Below are 15,967 nucleotides of genomic sequence, written 5' to 3'. Positions count from 1 at the left end.
ATGTGTGGAATCGTAGGCGCCATCGCCGAGCGCAACGTCACCCCGATCCTCGTCGAAGGCCTCAAGCGCCTGGAATACCGTGGCTACGACAGCGCCGGCGTGGCGGTCTTCAGCACTGGAGGGCAACTGGAGCGCCGTCGCCGTGCGGGCAAGGTTTCCAGCCTGGAGCAGGCCATCGCCGGCGAGCCGTTGCAGGGCCGCCTCGGCATCGCCCACACCCGCTGGGCGACCCACGGCGCGCCCACCGAAGCCAACGCCCACCCGCATTTCTCCCATGACGAGCTGGCGGTGGTGCACAACGGCATCATCGAGAACCACGAGGAACTGCGCGCCCACCTCAAGGGCCTCGGCTACGTGTTCACCTCGCAGACCGACACCGAAGTGATCGTCCACCTGCTGCACCACAAGCTGGACAGTCTGGGCGACCTGGCCGCCGCGCTGAAGGCGGCGGTGCAGGAACTGGACGGCGCCTACGGCCTGGCGGTGATCAGCGCGAAACAGCCGGACCGCATCCTCGCCGCGCGCAGCGGCAGCCCGCTGGTGATCGGCCTGGGCCTCGGCGAGAACTTCCTCGCTTCCGACCAGCTCGCCCTGCGCCAGGTCACCGACCGCTTCATCTATCTGGAAGAGGGCGACATCGCCGAAATCCGCCGCGACAGCGTGCAACTCTGGGACGCCGCCGGCCGCTCGGTGCAGCGCGAGACCGTGCAGTACCACGAAGGCGCCGAGGCCGCGGACAAGGGCGAGTACCGCCACTTCATGCTCAAGGAAATCCACGAGCAGCCCAAGGTCGTCCAGCGCACCCTCGAAGGCCGCCTGGGTAGCCAGCAGGTGCTGGTGGAAACCTTCGGCCCGCAGGCCGCCGAGCTGTTCGCCAAGGTTCGCAATGTGCAGATCGTCGCCTGTGGCACCAGCTACCACGCCGGCATGGTCGCGCGCTACTGGCTGGAAGGCCTGACCGGCATTCCCTGCCAGGTCGAGGTGGCCAGCGAGTTCCGCTACCGCAAGGTCGCCGTGCAGCCGGATTCGCTGTTCGTCACCATCTCCCAGTCCGGCGAGACCGCCGATACCCTGGCCGCCCTGCGTAACGCGAAGGAGCTGGGCTTCCTCTCCAGCCTGGCGATCTGCAACGTCGCCACCAGCTCGCTGGTGCGCGAATCCGACCTGACCCTGCTGACCCAGGCCGGCCCGGAAATCGGCGTCGCCTCGACCAAGGCCTTCACCACCCAACTGGTGGCCCTGCTGCTGCTGACCCTGGCCATCGGCCAGGTGCAGAAGCGCCTGGGCGAGGGCGTGGAAGCCGAACTGGTGGAGGAACTGCGCCGCCTGCCGACCCGCCTCGGCGAGGCGCTGGCGATGGACAGGATCGTCGAGAAGGTCGGCGAGCTGTTCGCCGAGAAGAACCACACCCTGTTCCTCGGCCGCGGCGCGCAATACCCGGTGGCGATGGAGGGGGCGCTGAAGCTCAAGGAAATCTCCTACATCCACGCCGAAGCCTATCCGGCCGGCGAGCTCAAGCACGGCCCGCTGGCGCTGGTCGACGCCGACATGCCGGTGGTCACCGTGGCGCCGAACAACGAGCTGCTGGAAAAGCTCAAGTCCAACCTGCAGGAAGTCCGCGCCCGCGGCGGCGAACTGATCGTCTTCGCCGAGGCCGGCGCCGGCATCGAGAACGGCCCGGGCACCCAGGTGGTGGGCATGCCGTCGATCCACGACAGCCTGGCGCCGATCCTCTACACCGTCCCGCTGCAACTGCTGTCGTACCACGTGGCCGTGCTCAAGGGCACCGACGTCGATCAGCCGCGAAATCTTGCAAAATCGGTGACGGTGGAGTAATCCCGGCCCTTCGCCTTCCCCATAAGGAATAAAAAGGGCGGATTTATTGCTCTAAAAATAAATCTGCCCATTCTTTGATCTGTAGATTATTTATTGTTTTGGTTTTTATTTTGGTTTGTGTAGTCAGAGTGTATGATTCATCAGGTTTGATAAGTACTTCGCTCTTTCTTCGGTTTCTCTGGCGGAACAATTGTTTTTAGTTGTCTCGAATGCCTGGGCTTTGGTTTCCATGGTGAATGTCTCTATTTCGCAGTTGGCATCTCTTTGTTTTATCCAGAGCAGTTGGGATTTTTTTATTTTTGATTTAAGCTTGTCTTGGAGTTTTGGGTTCGTGGCGTAGGCTTTTTCAATATAAGTATTTAGGGATGCTCTGAATTATTGATTCGGCCTGCAAATAGTTTCACGCGGCATATTTGACGAAAGGATCTTGGAAGAAGGATTTGATGCGTTCTGGTTTGGCTTCCAATGCTGTCATGTGCTCAACGGCGGCAGCCTGCAATAGCAGGCGGGTCATCAACTCCGTTGGGTAGGGAGGTCGACCGCCCTTGCTCCGGCTGGGCCGGGGAGCCCAGCGGTCAATCTCTGCGGCCAGGGCGGCAAAGTCCACATGCTTGTTGAGCAGGGCCAGTGGGTCGCCCAGGCTATCCAGCTTGGCTTCACGTTCCTGGTCGGCAAACAGACTGAGCATGGGCGGGGCTCCGGAGGATCAAGGGCGTGGCGATTTTACAGTAAGGGCGGGTTTTTAGAGGCGCCCAAGAGAAGCTAAAACTTTCTTGCACTGCGCGCTTTCGCATGGCGCGATGCTTTTTTCGATGAAGGGTTCTGCCGCGTAGCAGTAAGGAGAGGCCCCGCCGGTACTGGGCATCTTGGTGAGAATGGTGATGCCATTGCCCCCCTCCTGCGGCTTTTCGCATAAGGGTACGGGGCCAAAGGTGTCCGGGATGGCAGCTATACCTTTGAGTTCAAGGGTGGAAACGGCTTTGCTGGCGTCCAGTTGGTAGGTTTGACGGGATCTGTTCGGGATGATCCAGATCCTGTTTTCCTGCGCCGTGCAATCACAGTCGCAACTCAGTACGAAGGTGTCGGCGGAGGCGATGAACTTGCTGGATTGAGTTTCGCCGGCTTCACAAAACTCTACAGTTGTCTTGACCTTGGATGTGTCTGACTGTGCCGCAGCGTGGGCAGCGCCCGCAATGAATGAAGATGCGAGCAGTAAGGTAATGAGTAGGGGCTTAGAGTTCACAAACAGTTCCTGCGATGATTTTTCCGAGGTTCGGGTTGACTCGGCTGGACGTCAATCCGTTCGCTGTGGCGGTGTAGGTACTGCCCTGGATGATGCCCATCCGACGGCTGAGACAGTCTGCTACCCATGCGGATGCGGCGCGCTCAGCTCTTTTCTTGCAGACGTAGATCAGCAGTTCGTGCTGATTGGAGACATTGCTGGAAGGATAGCCGGCGATGATGTCCTGCTTGGCCTTGGTCAGGTCGTTTTGCTGGACGCAGAGGTCGTAAAGCGCTACGTAAGTTCTGAGCTGCACCGACGTCATGTGCTGTGAAGCAATCTCGCGCATGAGGCTAATGCACTTCAGAACGTTGTCATGATATTTGGCAGCGTGCTTCAACTGTATTGCCTTGAATTGTTCCACCTCGCCTATGTTTTTGAACGCCTGTTTCCAGCCTGCCTGATTGGACGATTGCACACTGGTTGACCAATTGAATTGTGCAGTCTGATCACCGCTGTTCAGAGCGTTGATAAGTGTCTGTAGGTTCATGTTGGCGCCAAAGCACGCATCGAATGCAGCAGAGTCGGTATCGCGCATCTCCTTCAGCACTGGGCCAAGAGTCCCTTGGCCAAAGTTCCATTGGATGATGCCGAACGACATACCCTGCTGGTCGAAGTTGCCAGCGAGCGCTTCGAAGTCCAGTTCTGCCTTTCCTTCATACCCGGTTGACACAAGTAATGCGATTTCCTGGGATTGGACGACAGGTATGCAACTGCTGTTGAAGCAGGCCACAGCCGTGATGGGATGGATATGCCAAGCCACCTCGGTCAAGTTTGATCCTGAGCCCGTCAGATCGCGCAACCATAGAAGGGAACGGATACGGTCCTTCTCCTTATCCCAATCCTTCTCCGCTTCCTTGGTCATGTAGCAATTCAGCGCTTCCCGCTTGCTCAAGCCTTCGTCTGCGTACCACTCGCTTTCATACTGAGCGATCAGTCGGCTGATGGACTGCGCGTGCCAGGGCTTGGCGAGGGCGTTCCTGATCTCGGTGGGTGTCAGCTTCTCGTCGCTATCGACATCGATGATCTCGTAGAGGCGCGTCTTGATTGCTCCGCCGTCGCCTGCGTTGACCTGTGCCTTGTAGTTGGTCTTCTCGCCATCATCCAGAACGCCGTCCGTGCTGAGCTTGCACACATACTGGTCGCTCGGGGTGCTGGTTTCCTTGATGAAGTCGAAACCCTCCCAGCTCCAGGGGTGCAGGCGCGGTGTGATGATCTCGTCTTCCTTCACCCAGCCGCTGAGAGGATTGCCGTCCTTGCCGGGCAGGTTATCCAGCTTCCACCACTGTTGCGAGGTGGTGGTGCCACCTGTCGTGGTGGACACGGTGATCTTGCGGTCAGCCGGGAGGGCGTTGAGCACCGCCAGCGGGAAGATCATGTCGTACGCGGTGGGATTGCCGGGATCGGAAGGCAATGGCGGGTTGTCCTTGCTGGCGCCTGCCTTGTCGATGACCTTGGTCTCGGACGGAATCTTCAGCAGTGACTTCTGCTCGGGCTTGAGCTGTTCGGCACGGGCGCGGCTCTTGGTGATGAAGGCCTCGATGTCGTCGCAGGTGAAGACTTCGAGGTGCAGCAGGTCATGGGCCTGGCCCTGCGATGCCGCCTGATATTTGCCCAGGTGGCCGATCAGGGCGCCTGCGGTAATGGGCACCGGCTCCGGCAGGACATGCACTGCATTGAGGGTTGGCGGCAGGGAGACGGCTTTCAGCGAATCGAAGTGAACGAAACCCTGGATATTGGCGGCACATCCGGGGCTCACAGGCGCGGTCAGGCTGGAGGCCGTAATCGATTTGATCTTGCGGTACTTCCCGGTTCCGTCTTCCAGTTGAAGCTCGGTGCCAACAGGTAGCACGGCCATCGCCGCCGAGTTGTGTTTGGCTTCCTTGCGCACCGTCAGGCCCTTGCCCGCCAGCAACGACGCCTGGACGTCGTTGGCCTTCTGTCCAATCAGGAATATGTCGCTGCTCCCGGTGGGAGTCATTTCGCCGGTGAAGACCCAATGCTCGATGTCTGTGGTCAACGCCGGTGACGGCTGTCCCTCCAGAATGCTGACGAGTTTTCGCCAATGGGCGTTAACGGTCGATGCGACGCCCACCTGTACCTTGCAGCCTTTGGGAATGATCGAGACCTTGTTCGCATGCGCCGGAGTGCCTGGCGCGCCTCCCCGAACGTAAAGGCCTGCGAAGTCATTGGTGGCGTGTTCTTCGCTGACGGCGTACTGGGTGGGGGACAGGAAAGTGGGTGGAGTCGGCGCCCCGTCCTGCTTGTAGCTTTCCCAGTCCTTGAGATGCATGTACAGGCTGTAGAACGTCAGGTCGGCCTCCGGTGCTGGAGGCGTTGCTGGCGCGGGTGTCCCACCGGCGGGCGGAGTGGCGGCAGGGGCCGGAGGCAGCTCCAGACGGTGCCTAACCAGCACGAAGCCGGTCGAGTAGGTGACTTCCTTGGGCGTGCCGCTGCCGGTGTAGGTGAGTTTCTGGTAGCTCTCGTCGATCCGGTAGGCGACTACCACGCCGTCGGCGATACAACGCACGGAGGACTGGTCGAGCATCGTCGCGGTGTTCTGGTCGAAGTGCACGCCGCCATGCCAGAGGCCGTTGCTGGAAATTGGGTAGTAGCCGCTTTCGGCTTTCGCCAGGGCGTCGTAGTAGACCTGCGGGTCGGTGACTTCTCTGCTTGCGGCGTTGCCTTCGCCCTTGGCCTTGAAGGGGTAGGACCAGCGTTCGACTTTCTTCTGTTTTTCCATGATGGTGTTCCGTTTCCAGTTCCGTTGGGCTGGCGGGTGGGGTGTCCGGCCTAGCTATCCGATCAGAAGGAGAAATTCAGCATTCGGCGTTTGGTAATGGTCAGTTCCAGCGGCGCATTGATCAGCGCCTCTTCCATCTCTTTCCCCGCCTTGTCCGCATCCGCCATCCCCGGTTGCAACGGCGCCTTGATGCCGATGCCCGAGCCGTTGCCCGGTGAGCCGCCGGCGTTGACCTTGACCATGGGGCCGATCAGGGTGACGCCGCCCGCGTCGAGCTTGATGAAGCTGCCGCCGGCCTTGAGGGTGATTTCCATGCCGGCTTCGACGACCAGCTTCTGCCCGGCCTTGAGGTGGATTTCCTGGCCGGTTTCGATGAACTGGCCGGTACCGATCTTGATGTGCTGTTTGTTGGCCACGATCAGGTGGTCGTCGGCGCGTACCTCGGTCTTGCGGTCGCCGTGGGTGGTGTGGTGCTCCTCGGCCTTGAATTCGCTGTAGGTGTTGGCTTCGACGGTGTCGTGGCGTTCGTGGCCGATGCGGATGCGCTGGTCGTGTTCGATGTTCTCGTCCCAGTCGCGCTGGGCGTGGAGGAAGATCTGTTCCTGGCCCTTGCGGTCCTCGATGCGCAGTTCGTTGTAGCCGCAGCCACCGGGGTAGCTGTTGGTCTTGAACAGGCTGCGGGTCTTGTTCGCCGGCAGGGCGTAGGGCACCTGGTTCTCGGCGTGGTAGAGGCAGCCAGAAACCAGCGGCTGGTCGGGGTCGCCTTCGAGGAAGCTGACCAGCACTTCCATGCCGACGCGGGGGATGGCGATGGCGCCGTAGCGGTTGCCGGCCCAGCCGCTGGCGACGCGCAGCCAGCAGCTGGTCTTGTCGTCGGCCTGGCCTTCGCGGTCCCAGAAGAACTGGACCTTCACCCGGCCGTACTGGTCGCAATGGATTTCCTCGCTCTCGGGGCCGGTGACCACGGCGCTCTGGTTGCCCAGGATGCGCGGCTTGGGATGGGCCAGCGGTGGTCGGTAGGGCACGTCCCAGGGCGTGGCCAAAAAGCGGTTGCGGTAGCCCTGGTGGAAGTCGTCCTTGTCGTCGGTGACGTCGCTGGTGATGGATTCCTCCAGCACCTGGGGCTGCTTGCCCTCGTGGACGATTTCGGTGAGCAGCCAGAGGTCGTTCCATTCGCCGCGCGGGTGTTCGGAGAGTTCGAGGAAGTGGCCGCTGACCAGTTTCGACTGGTCGCTTTCGCCGCGGGCGGTGCGGTAATCGGCGCGGTGGCGTTCGAGGGCGCGCTGGCTGAGGTGCCTGCCGCGCTCGCGGTCGGTGAAGCGGCCGGGGTAGTCGTAGTCTTCCAGGTCCGGCTCGGGCTTTGCGGCCCTGGGCTTGCAGGCTGCCTCCATCAGCAGGCGGGGCTTCTGGAAGTCGTAGTCGCGGCGGGTGACGCGGCTGGTGCGGGCTTCAACGCCGAGGTTGAAGCGCTTGATCACCGGCATGTCGGCGACCATGCCGGTGTCGGGGATGTAGGGCGTGGGCCGACCGAGGCGCGGGAAGGCGGTCTGGTCGTCGCCGAATACCAGCAGATGGCCTTGCGGGCTGTGGCGGAAGTGGTAGTGGATGCCTTCCTCCTCGCACAGGCGCTGGATGAAGTGCAGGTCGGATTCGTCGTACTGGGTGCAGTAGTCGCGCCTGGGGTAGAGGGTCGGGCCGAGCTGGAAACGGTAGGCGTCGGCGAGAATGCCGTGTTCTTCCAGCACGCGGGTGATGATCTCGGGCACCGTCAGTTGCTGGAAGATGCGCTGGTTGATGCGGTGGGCGAGGTAGGCCAGCTGCGGCACCAGCACGACGTGATAGCGGCACAGGCGCTTGCCGGCATCACCCTGGGCCACGCGATGGATCTGTCCGTGGACGCCGGCACCGCCGGGGGCGAAGGCGAGGAAGGCGCGCTTGTGCAGCAGCTCGTCCAACTGCAGATCCGGGCGCTCGCTGACCAGTTCGACTTTGAACCGGTAGGGTCGGCTGATGCTTTCGTTGCCGCGGAATTCGAGCACCTGCAGATCGGTTTCGACACCCTCGATGCTGAGGCTGAAATGGGTCTGGTTGGCGGGGTTGAACATGTTCAGGCTCCCTGTTCGAAGATCATCCGTTGCGCCGCTGGAACCAGCGGCGGACAGCCTTGGGTTGCGCGAGGAAGGCTTCGCGCAGTTCGCGGACGCCGATGCGTCTCTCGTTTTCGTTCAGCGCCAGAGCCGTGCGCAGGGCCTGCCAGGTGCGCGGCGCGAGCGAGCGGGGCGAGTTGAGCTGTTTCTCCAACTGCTGGGCCTTGGCCTCCCGGGCATCGAGCCGGTGGTAGGGGTGGTGGCCGGTCAGCAGTTCGTAGAGCACGCAGGCTGTGGCGAAGAGGTCGCTGGCGGGTGAGATCGGCGCGCCGTCGAAAAGCTCGAGTGCCGCGTAGCGCGGTGTCCAGGCGTTGAAGCGTTCGCGCGAGAGCCGCGGAAGACCCTCCAGCAGGCCTTCCCTGGGCTGGCCCAGGCCATAGTCGAAGAGCCGCGTGCCGTCTTCGGCGAGCATCACATTGCTCGGCTTCAGGTCTCCGTGCAGAACGCCGCATTCATGGGAGTACGCCAGGGCGTCGAGGAGGCTCAGGGCGATGCTGCGGTACTCGTCCCAGGGCAGGCCTTCCGGCTGTTCGCAGAGCAACTGGTCCAGGGTGAAACCGCGCATGAGTTCCAGGGTGATGAAGGCGCGACGACAGCTGCTGTCCACCTCGAAGCTGTGCAGCCGCACGATGTGCGGATGACGCAGGCGCATGGTGAGGGCGAACTCGCTGTAGAGCAGCGTGCTGGCGTCGGGGTACTCGGCGAACTCCTCGTTGAGCAGTTTCACCGCTACGTGAGGGTCGGGGTCGCCGAACTGTTCGCGCAGCAGGTCGCGAGCCCGGTAGACGGCGCCCATGCCGCCAACGCCGAGCAGGCGTTCCAGCTGATAGCGGCCGCTGAGAACCTCGGGCAAAGGCACCACTTCCGGCGCTTCAGCTTCCGCTTGCGGAGCCGGAAGCGCCGTGGGCTGGCCGAGGAAGGCGAAGTAGGTGCAGTTGTCGGCTTGGGCGGATTGCCCGGCGAAAGCGGACGCGAGGCTTTCGGCAGTCATCGGCGGATCACCACGGCGGTCAGGTTGTCACGTGCCGAGCCGTTCAGGGCGTGAGTGAAAAGCTGATCGAGCGCCTTGTCGGTGGAGTTCTGATTCAGCGCCGTGCCGAGCGATTCCTCGCTGTGGCTGTTGTAGAGCCCATCGCTGCACAGCAGGAAGGTGTCGCCCGGGTGCACGCTCAGCTCCAGGGTGTCGAGGGAGAACTTGTCGCCGGCGCCCACGGCGCGGGTGAGTGCGTGGGCGGAAGGGTGGCGTCGGGCTTCGTCGGCGCTCAGGCCCTGCTCATCCATCAGCTGCTGCAGCAGCGAGTGGTCGCGCGTGAGCTGGTAGAGGCGACTGCTGCGCCAGAGGTAGCAGCGGCTATCGCCGGCCCAGACGCAGGTGGCGCGGTCCGTTTCCAGCAGCAGGGCGACTATGGTGCTGCCCATGACCTGTGGCGGCTGGTCGGCGGTCTGGGTCATTTCCATGACGAAGCGCCGGTTGAGCCAGTGCAGTCGATGGCGAATCTGTTGCGCGCGGCTGTCGTGGTCCGCGTAGTGCGGAATCCGCGAAAGCGCCTCGACGATCATCCGGCTCGCGCGATCGCCGCGGGCATGTCCACCCATGCCGTCGGCGACCGCCCAGAGCCCATGCTCCGGGTGGTCGAGGAAGGCGTCCTCGTTGCGCGCACGGACCTTGCCGGTGTCCGTGCGCCCGCTGCTGCGCCAGCGTGTCGCGACTTGCATCAGAGCGAGACCGGCAGGCGGAAGCTACGCAGGTTGCCGAGGTCGAACGGGTTCGGCGAGCGCTGCGCCAGCACCAGGTAGTTGGCGCGCAGGCCGCTGAGGTCGGCCTTGAGCATCAGCACGTCGCGACCGCGCAGGTACTCGCTCTGCATCTGGTCGAAGAGGCGGAACAGCGACCAGGGACCGGTGTTTTTCTCCAACGCGACACGGCGGCCGCCGAGTTCCTCGAGGACCAGGCGGGTGCGGCCGTCGTCGGCGTCGGTGGGCCACTTGAAGGCAACCGGCACGATCGGGCCGTGGCGGTATTCCAGTTGCTGGTCGCCGAAGCGGAAGTCCGCGCGGCTCAGGCTGGAGTCGATGGAGTAGGGCTCCAACTTGAACTGCACCTGCGGCTCGGTGGGATTGTCGGCGAAGAAGCTGCGGCGGATCGCCTGGGCGTAAGCCATTTGGTCGAGGAAGGTGCGCGACATCGGCAGGCTGTGGCCGTCCACGCTGCGCAGGCGATAGTTGCCCGGATCGCCGCTGACGAAGGGCTGCAGGTAGGTCTCGAAGAAGCGGTCGGCGACACCCTGCGCCTTGAAGAACTCGCGGAAGTCGGCGATGGCGACATCGCTGCTGCTCTTGGCGTTGAACGGGTAGCGCTGGTTGATGGCCTTGAAGTAGAAGCTGTACAGCTCGGCCTGGTAGCGCTGGTTGAGGTAGCGGTAGGCGTCGCCCAGCACCAGGGTCCAGCTGTCCTCGGCCATCAGGTCGAACCAGCCATTCACCGGTTGCGGCAGGCGCGATGCGGCGCTGCGCAGGTTGGCCAGGGCGTCGGGGCGGCCGGCCATGCGTCCGCGGGCCATGTCGAAGGCCATCTGCTCGGGCTGGCTGGCGCGAGCCAGGCCTGCCAGTTGCAGCTGCAGGTCATTGAGCGACTGCATCAGCGGCGCCAGGTCCGCCGCCGCGCCGCCGTTGTCGTCGAGCAGGTGGTGCAGCGGCTCGAAGCGGCGCTGCATGGCCTGGCGCGCGGTGTCCGGCAGGCTCCTGGCGAGTGTGTCCCGGGCCTGCTCGGCGGCGGCCGCAGCCACCTTGCCGACCTTGCCCAGCTTGCCGCCGGCCTCGGCCGCGGCGCTGGCGACATCGCCGGCCGCCTCGGTGCTTTCCGCCAGACCCGGGATGCGGGTGTTGTCGCGTACCTCGATGAGCAATTGCAGCAGCGGCGAGTTGGCCGCGGTCAGGCTGGCCACTTCCTCGGCGCCCTTGCCGGCGTCGGTGATCGGCTGCAACTGAAGCTGGTTGACCGCTTCGCTCCAGAAGTTGGCGTAGTCGCGGAAGTACAGCTGCTGCAGTTCCACCATCAGGCGGCTGAGGTCCTGACTACTGAGGCTGCTGCCTTCGCCCAGCACCCAGTTGTCGCGCAGGATTTCACGCACCATCGGCGCGCCCTGGACGACGAAGAACTGCTGGTAGCCGCGCAGGGTGTAGAAGCCGGGAATGGCATGGTCGGCGCCGGAGAACATCGCGCCCTGCGGACCGAGGTGCTGGCTCAGGCGGTACTCGGGCAGGCTGCGGGCCTGTTCGCGGAGGACGCGATAGACCACGCTGGCCAGGGATTCGCCGCGCAGCACCTGGCGGGCCTGGGCCACCAGCGGCTCGTTCAGCGGGTAGACGAAGGGCTGTTCCAGCAGGCGCGTGAAGTGCGTGCCCAGGCCGTTCTGCGCCACCGCGTCGCCGCTGTAGCGCACCGACCAGTCGGCGCCCATCCAGTCCTTGAGGAAGCCCGCGTCGCGGCGCTCCGGCAGGTTCAGCATGAGGTAGGCGCGGAGGCTGCCGAGCAGGCGTTCGCGATCGTTCAGGTTGGCGCGTATCTGTCCTTCGAGGGTGCGTGCCACTCGCGGCAGGAGCTGGGATTGCAGCTCGCGCAGATACGCGGTGGTGAGCGTCGGCGTGCTGTCCTCGCCCTGGTAGAGGCCGGCGCGCTCGTGCAATGCGACGTCGTTCCTGGGCGGGAAGACCTGGCTGGCGGCGTAGCTGGTGTCCAGTGCCTTGAGGATGGTGCGGGCGTCGTCCTGCGGGGTGAGCGCGGCGTGTTCGTGGGTGAGCTTTTGACCGAGGTCGCGAACCTGGTCCAGGCGGGCGTTGTTGGCCGAGAAGCCGCTGGCCCAGATCAGGCCGAACACCGCGAGCAGGGCGAGGGAGGCGGCGTATACCGCGCGCTGGCCCCAGTGGATGCGCGCGGTCGCGCGCTTGTCCAGGCCGGCCAGTTCGGACTCGGGGAAGATCACCCGGCTGAACAGGTGGTGGATGAAGCGCGGACGGCCCTGGCGCAGGGTCGGCAGCTTGACGGTGGCCATGCCCAGGTTGGCGCCGATGGCGGCGGCATCCTCGTCCATCTGCTGGGTCAGGTGCGGCGCGCTGGTCAGGTAGAAGCCGCGCAGCTGGCTGGCGCGCTGGTAGCGGTTGCCGGTGAAGGCGAACTCCACCAGCAGGCTCAGGCGGTCGCCGATCTGCGCCAGCTGGTGCGGGAAGTCGAGGATGCGGCCACGGCGCTGGGTGTCGCGCTCCTGGTGCATGCGCGGGATCACCTGGCTGTTGAGCCGGCGCAGCAGCTCCTCGAACTCCTGGCGCAGGACGCTGGCATCGGTGCCGTTCTGCTCCTTGCGGAAGCTGACGCCCAGCACCTGGTCGCTTTCCTCGCGGGAGAGCTGGTCGAAGAACTCGTCGAAGCCCGACAGCTTGTCGGCCTTGCTCAGCACCAGGTAGACGGGCAGGTCGACATGCAGGTTGCGGTGGATGTCCTGCAGGCGTGCGCGAATCTGCCGGCCCAGCACCTCCAGGCCCTGCTCGTCGCCATCCAGCAGCAGGTCCACCGGCACGTTGACCACCACGCCGTTGAGCGGGCGCGTGCGGCGGCGCTTGCGCAGCAGCTCCAGCAGGGTGTTCCAGCCGCTGGCGTCGACTTCGGCATCGTCCTGGCTCAGGTAGCGGCCGGTGCTGTCGACCAGCACGCCGTGCTCGGCGAAGTACCAGTCGCAGTAGCGGGTTCCGTTGGTATCGCGGGTCAGCTTGCGGTCGATCCTGTTGATCGGGAATTCCAGGCCGGAGAAGTCAAGCAGGCTGGTCTTGCCGCTGCCCTGCGGGCCGAGCATGAGGTACCAGGGCAGTTCGTTGCGCCAGCGCTCGCTGCGACCGCGGTAGAGGCTGGAGGTCTTGAGAATGCGCAGGGCGTCCTGGAAGCGCGAACGCAGTTCCTGCTGCTCGTCGCTGATCAGCTCCTTGCGGCGCAGGCGTTCCTGGACGTCCTCGTTTTCCTCTTCCGCGCGCTTGCGGCGCATGGAGCACCAACTGGTGAAGACCATGAACAGGCCCCAGCAGAGGAACAGCACGGCAATGCTCAGCAGGCGGGCGCTCGCGCTTTCCCAGAACTTGTGCTCGTCCACGGCCAGCAACGGGCCGGCGAACCACACCAGCAGGGCCAGCAGGAGGACCAGCAGCAGGCTCCAGACCCAGGTCCGGCGCAGGAAGCCGCCAACTCTCTTGAAGAAGTTCTTCATCACACTATCCCTGTGTTACGACTTGGGCTCGACCGCGGCCGGGCCGAGTTGCCGATAGGGTTGCAGGACGCTCTCGCGCTGTTCGTCGAGGACCCAGGCGAAGCCGGAATACATCACCACCAGGCAGACCAGGGTGAACAGCGCCACCAGCCACCAGGGCACGATGCGCACCAGGCGCCGGCGCGAGTCACGCAGGCCTTCCCAGTGCGGCGACAGTTCCCGCGGCACGTCGCCGCGCAGCTGGCGAATCTGCCGATAGAGGCTGTCGCGAACGGCTTCCAGTTCGAGCATGCCGCGGGGTATCACGCGGTACTTGCCCTCGAAGCCCAGGGACAGGCACAGGTACATCAGCTCCAGCATCGGCAGGTGCTTGACCGGGTTGCGCGACAGGCGTTCCAGGAGCTGGAAGAACTTCTCGCCGCCGAAGGTTTCGTTGTGGAAGCTGCTGAGCAGGCTCATCCGCGACCACTCGCTCTCGTTACCCCATTCGGTCGTCACCACCGCCTCGTCGAGCACGGTGCAGAGCACATAGCGGGCAGCCATCACCTGGCTGCTCTCGGCGCCTTCGTGCAGGGCGCGCAATTCGAACTGCCTGATGCCGGTGCTCAACTGGTGGTTGAGCGCGTGCAGGTCGTCACCGCCGGTGGAGTGCTTGAGCCGCACCACTTCCGAAAGCAGTTCGGCGGCGGCGGCCACCAGCGGATTGAGGCTGATGTTGAAGGTTTCTTCCGGACGCAGCCGCGCGGCGTAGATCATCCGCGCTTCGAGCTGTTCGAAGCGCGGCGGCTCGGCGAAGTCGGTGAGCGGGTTGCGCGAGCGGCTGTCGCCCTCGCGGTCGACCAGGACGGTCTTGTCGTCCTGTCGGTAATCCATTTCCCTGATCATGCGCTCAGTTCCTGATGGCCCAGAACTTCAGTTCGAGACCGGCGAATTCGCCGGACACATGGAAGGCGAAGCCTCCGGAACGCTCCAGCTGCGCCTGCTCTTCGAGGCTGAGTTCGAGGATGAAATAGGTCTTGTTGGCGTGGAACGGGATCTGCCGCGGGGCCACCGGCAGCGGCTTCACGCGGATACCCGGGAGGTGCAGGTTGACCAACTGGCGGATGTGCTCCACCGGGCCGGCCTTGAGGTGCGCCGGCAGGCGCTGGCGCAGCTCCTCGGCCTCGCACTGGGCGCTGGCGGCGAGGACGAAGGAGGCGCTGCCGAGCAGCTTGTGGTCGTGCAGCGGCGACACCAGAATGCCGTACTGGCGCTGTTGCAGGACCAGCTCGATGGCGTGCTGCTCGAGTACCATCGACAGCACCTGGCGGATGGCTTCCATCAGCTTGCGGAAGCTGGCGCCCTGGTCGCTGTGCTGGTAGCGGCCATCCAGGCGCGGTCGCCTGGTTTCGCTGGAGAAGGTGGCGAGGTCGCCGAGCATCGCCAGCAGCGTGCGGTAGACCTCCTCCGGGTGCACCTGCTCCAGGTCCAGGCAGTGGCGCAGGACCAGTTCGGTGCGATTGATCAGCTGCAGCATCATGAAGTCGCCGACCTCGGCGCCGCCTACCGTGCCGGTGGAGCGGATGCGCTCGGCCAGGGTATCGCCACGGTGGCCGAGCATGCTGACGACTTCCTTCAGGCACGACAGCAGGTAGCCGCTCTCGTGGAAGTGCAGATGGCTGGGGATGAAGTCAGGGGCGAGGGTGATGCGACCGTCCGGCGAGGTATCGAGCACGTCGCAGACCTTCAGGCGCACGTAGGCCTGGTCGTTGCGCTGTTCGCCCAGCAGCAGGCGGAAGTCGGCGTGGCCGCAGGTGACCTGGCTGCTGGCGCTGTCGCCGGCGTTGGAGTCGGCCACTTCCTGGTCGCGGGTGGTGTAGCGCGCCAGCACGTCGATCTGCTCCGGGCGGCGGGCCTCGATGTGATTGCCGGTGACCAGCGGCAGCGCCAGGTACACCGGCGCGTTGCTGGTGTTCGGTGGGATGTCCAGGGCCAGCGGTTCATCGCGGCTGGCGAGATCGAACAGCGTGCCGTCGGGCAGCACGCCGGAGGCCTGGCTGAGCACCAGCTTGCCGGTGGCGAGGAACTGCGGGTCGATCTCCAGGCCGAAGAAGCCCCAGCAGTAACGCCCGAGCAGACGGGTGCGGGCCTTGAGCTGGTGGTCGTGGTAGCGGTCGCTCTGCTGGAAGTGTTGCGGGCGCAGGAGCATGCCTTCGCGCCAGATGACCTTGTGCGCGGTCATGTCAGCGGTCCCTCCCGGCAGTGGCGGCGGCGTCCTGGATGCCCTTCTGGTCCAGGCGCAGCTCGGCGCGGGTGAGTTGCACCGGGGCCAGCGTCACCACGTAGCGCCAGCGGGTTTCGGGCAGGTCGCGGTAGGCGGCGAGCACGCCGACGTAGCGGCTGCCGTCGTTGACGCTGAGCTTGAGCTCGCGGGTCTCGCCCGGCCGCAGTTCGAGTTCTTCGCTGGCCACCAGGTCCGGGGCGAGGGATTCCCTGGCGCGCTCGTAGAGGCTGAAGAAGTCGGCGTTCTCGAAGGCCACGGGATTCTTCAGTTCGATCAGGCGTACCACGATCGGCGAGGGGCGGCCGTCCAGGTCGGGGTTGAGCTGGTCGCTGGCGCTGAGTGTCAGGTCCAGCTTGGTCATCTTCGAGTAGGGCGACAGCGCCGAGCAGGCGCTGGTGAGCAGTACCAGGGCGAGCAGCGCGATGGACTTGAGGCGGGACATGC

General features: G+C 64.4%; 11 protein-coding genes and 1 pseudogene. 1 reads left to right on the top strand and 11 read right to left on the bottom strand.

From position 1 onward, the window contains the following. On the top strand, window positions 1–1,836 hold the full coding sequence (gene glmS, locus BLR75_RS05550; protein WP_084311523.1) for a glutamine--fructose-6-phosphate transaminase (isomerizing): 1,836 nt from the start codon (window positions 1–3) through the stop codon (window positions 1,834–1,836). Window positions 1,837–1,959: 123 nt separating this feature from the next. On the opposite strand, the gene BLR75_RS27300 is transcribed toward glmS, so the two are convergent. The 11 genes and pseudogenes from BLR75_RS27300 to tssJ form a co-directional block, all read right to left on the bottom strand. Next, on the bottom strand, window positions 1,960–2,187 hold the full coding sequence (locus tag BLR75_RS27300; protein ID WP_084311524.1) for a lysozyme inhibitor LprI family protein: 228 nt from the start codon (window positions 2,185–2,187) through the stop codon (window positions 1,960–1,962). A gap of 145 nt (window positions 2,188–2,332) precedes the next feature. After that, window positions 2,333–2,524, bottom strand: a pseudogene (locus BLR75_RS05540) (transposase); the annotation flags it as partial. Between the two features lie 54 nt (window positions 2,525–2,578). Next, complete coding sequence (locus BLR75_RS05535) at window positions 2,579–3,079, bottom strand: hypothetical protein (RefSeq protein ID WP_084311525.1); 501 nt, start codon at window positions 3,077–3,079, stop codon at window positions 2,579–2,581. Beyond that, the gene (locus tag BLR75_RS05530) at window positions 3,069–5,861 is read right to left on the bottom strand and encodes a hypothetical protein (RefSeq protein ID WP_084311526.1); all 2,793 of its coding nucleotides are present in this window, start codon (window positions 5,859–5,861) and stop codon (window positions 3,069–3,071) included. The genes BLR75_RS05535 and BLR75_RS05530 overlap by 11 nt, the downstream gene beginning before the upstream one ends. 62 nt (window positions 5,862–5,923) lie before the next feature. After that, window positions 5,924–7,966: a type VI secretion system Vgr family protein gene (locus BLR75_RS05525; protein ID WP_084311527.1), complete on the bottom strand. Its 2,043-nt coding sequence runs from the start codon at window positions 7,964–7,966 to the stop codon at window positions 5,924–5,926. A 22-nt stretch (window positions 7,967–7,988) separates the two neighbouring features. Next, the gene (locus tag BLR75_RS05520; protein WP_084311528.1) at window positions 7,989–8,999 is read right to left on the bottom strand and encodes a serine/threonine-protein kinase; all 1,011 of its coding nucleotides are present in this window, start codon (window positions 8,997–8,999) and stop codon (window positions 7,989–7,991) included. Next, entirely contained in the window at window positions 8,996–9,724 is a 729-nt protein-coding gene (locus BLR75_RS05515; RefSeq protein ID WP_084311529.1) for a PP2C family protein-serine/threonine phosphatase, read from the bottom strand. The genes BLR75_RS05520 and BLR75_RS05515 overlap by 4 nt, the downstream gene beginning before the upstream one ends. Continuing rightward, complete coding sequence (gene tssM, locus BLR75_RS05510) at window positions 9,724–13,260, bottom strand: type VI secretion system membrane subunit TssM (RefSeq protein WP_084311530.1); 3,537 nt, start codon at window positions 13,258–13,260, stop codon at window positions 9,724–9,726. Before tssM ends, BLR75_RS05515 begins: the two co-directional genes overlap by 1 nt. 15 nt (window positions 13,261–13,275) lie before the next feature. Then, window positions 13,276–14,145 carry a type IVB secretion system protein IcmH/DotU gene (gene icmH, locus BLR75_RS05505; RefSeq protein ID WP_084311531.1) on the bottom strand — a complete coding sequence of 290 codons (870 nt, stop codon included), beginning with the start codon at window positions 14,143–14,145 and terminating at the stop codon, window positions 13,276–13,278. Between the two features lie 4 nt (window positions 14,146–14,149). Continuing rightward, entirely contained in the window at window positions 14,150–15,481 is a 1,332-nt protein-coding gene (gene tssK, locus BLR75_RS05500) for a type VI secretion system baseplate subunit TssK (protein WP_084311532.1), read from the bottom strand. 1 nt (window position 15,482) lies between these two features. Next, window positions 15,483–15,965 carry a type VI secretion system lipoprotein TssJ gene (tssJ, locus tag BLR75_RS05495; RefSeq protein WP_090416009.1) on the bottom strand — a complete coding sequence of 161 codons (483 nt, stop codon included), beginning with the start codon at window positions 15,963–15,965 and terminating at the stop codon, window positions 15,483–15,485. Window positions 15,966–15,967 lie beyond the last annotated feature (2 nt).

The organism is Pseudomonas jinjuensis, assembly GCF_900103845.1.
GTDB classification, from domain to species: Bacteria; Pseudomonadota; Gammaproteobacteria; order Pseudomonadales; family Pseudomonadaceae; genus Pseudomonas; species Pseudomonas jinjuensis.
Note: the sequence above shows the minus strand (reverse complement) of the source record. Positions and strands in the feature narration are given on the sequence as shown.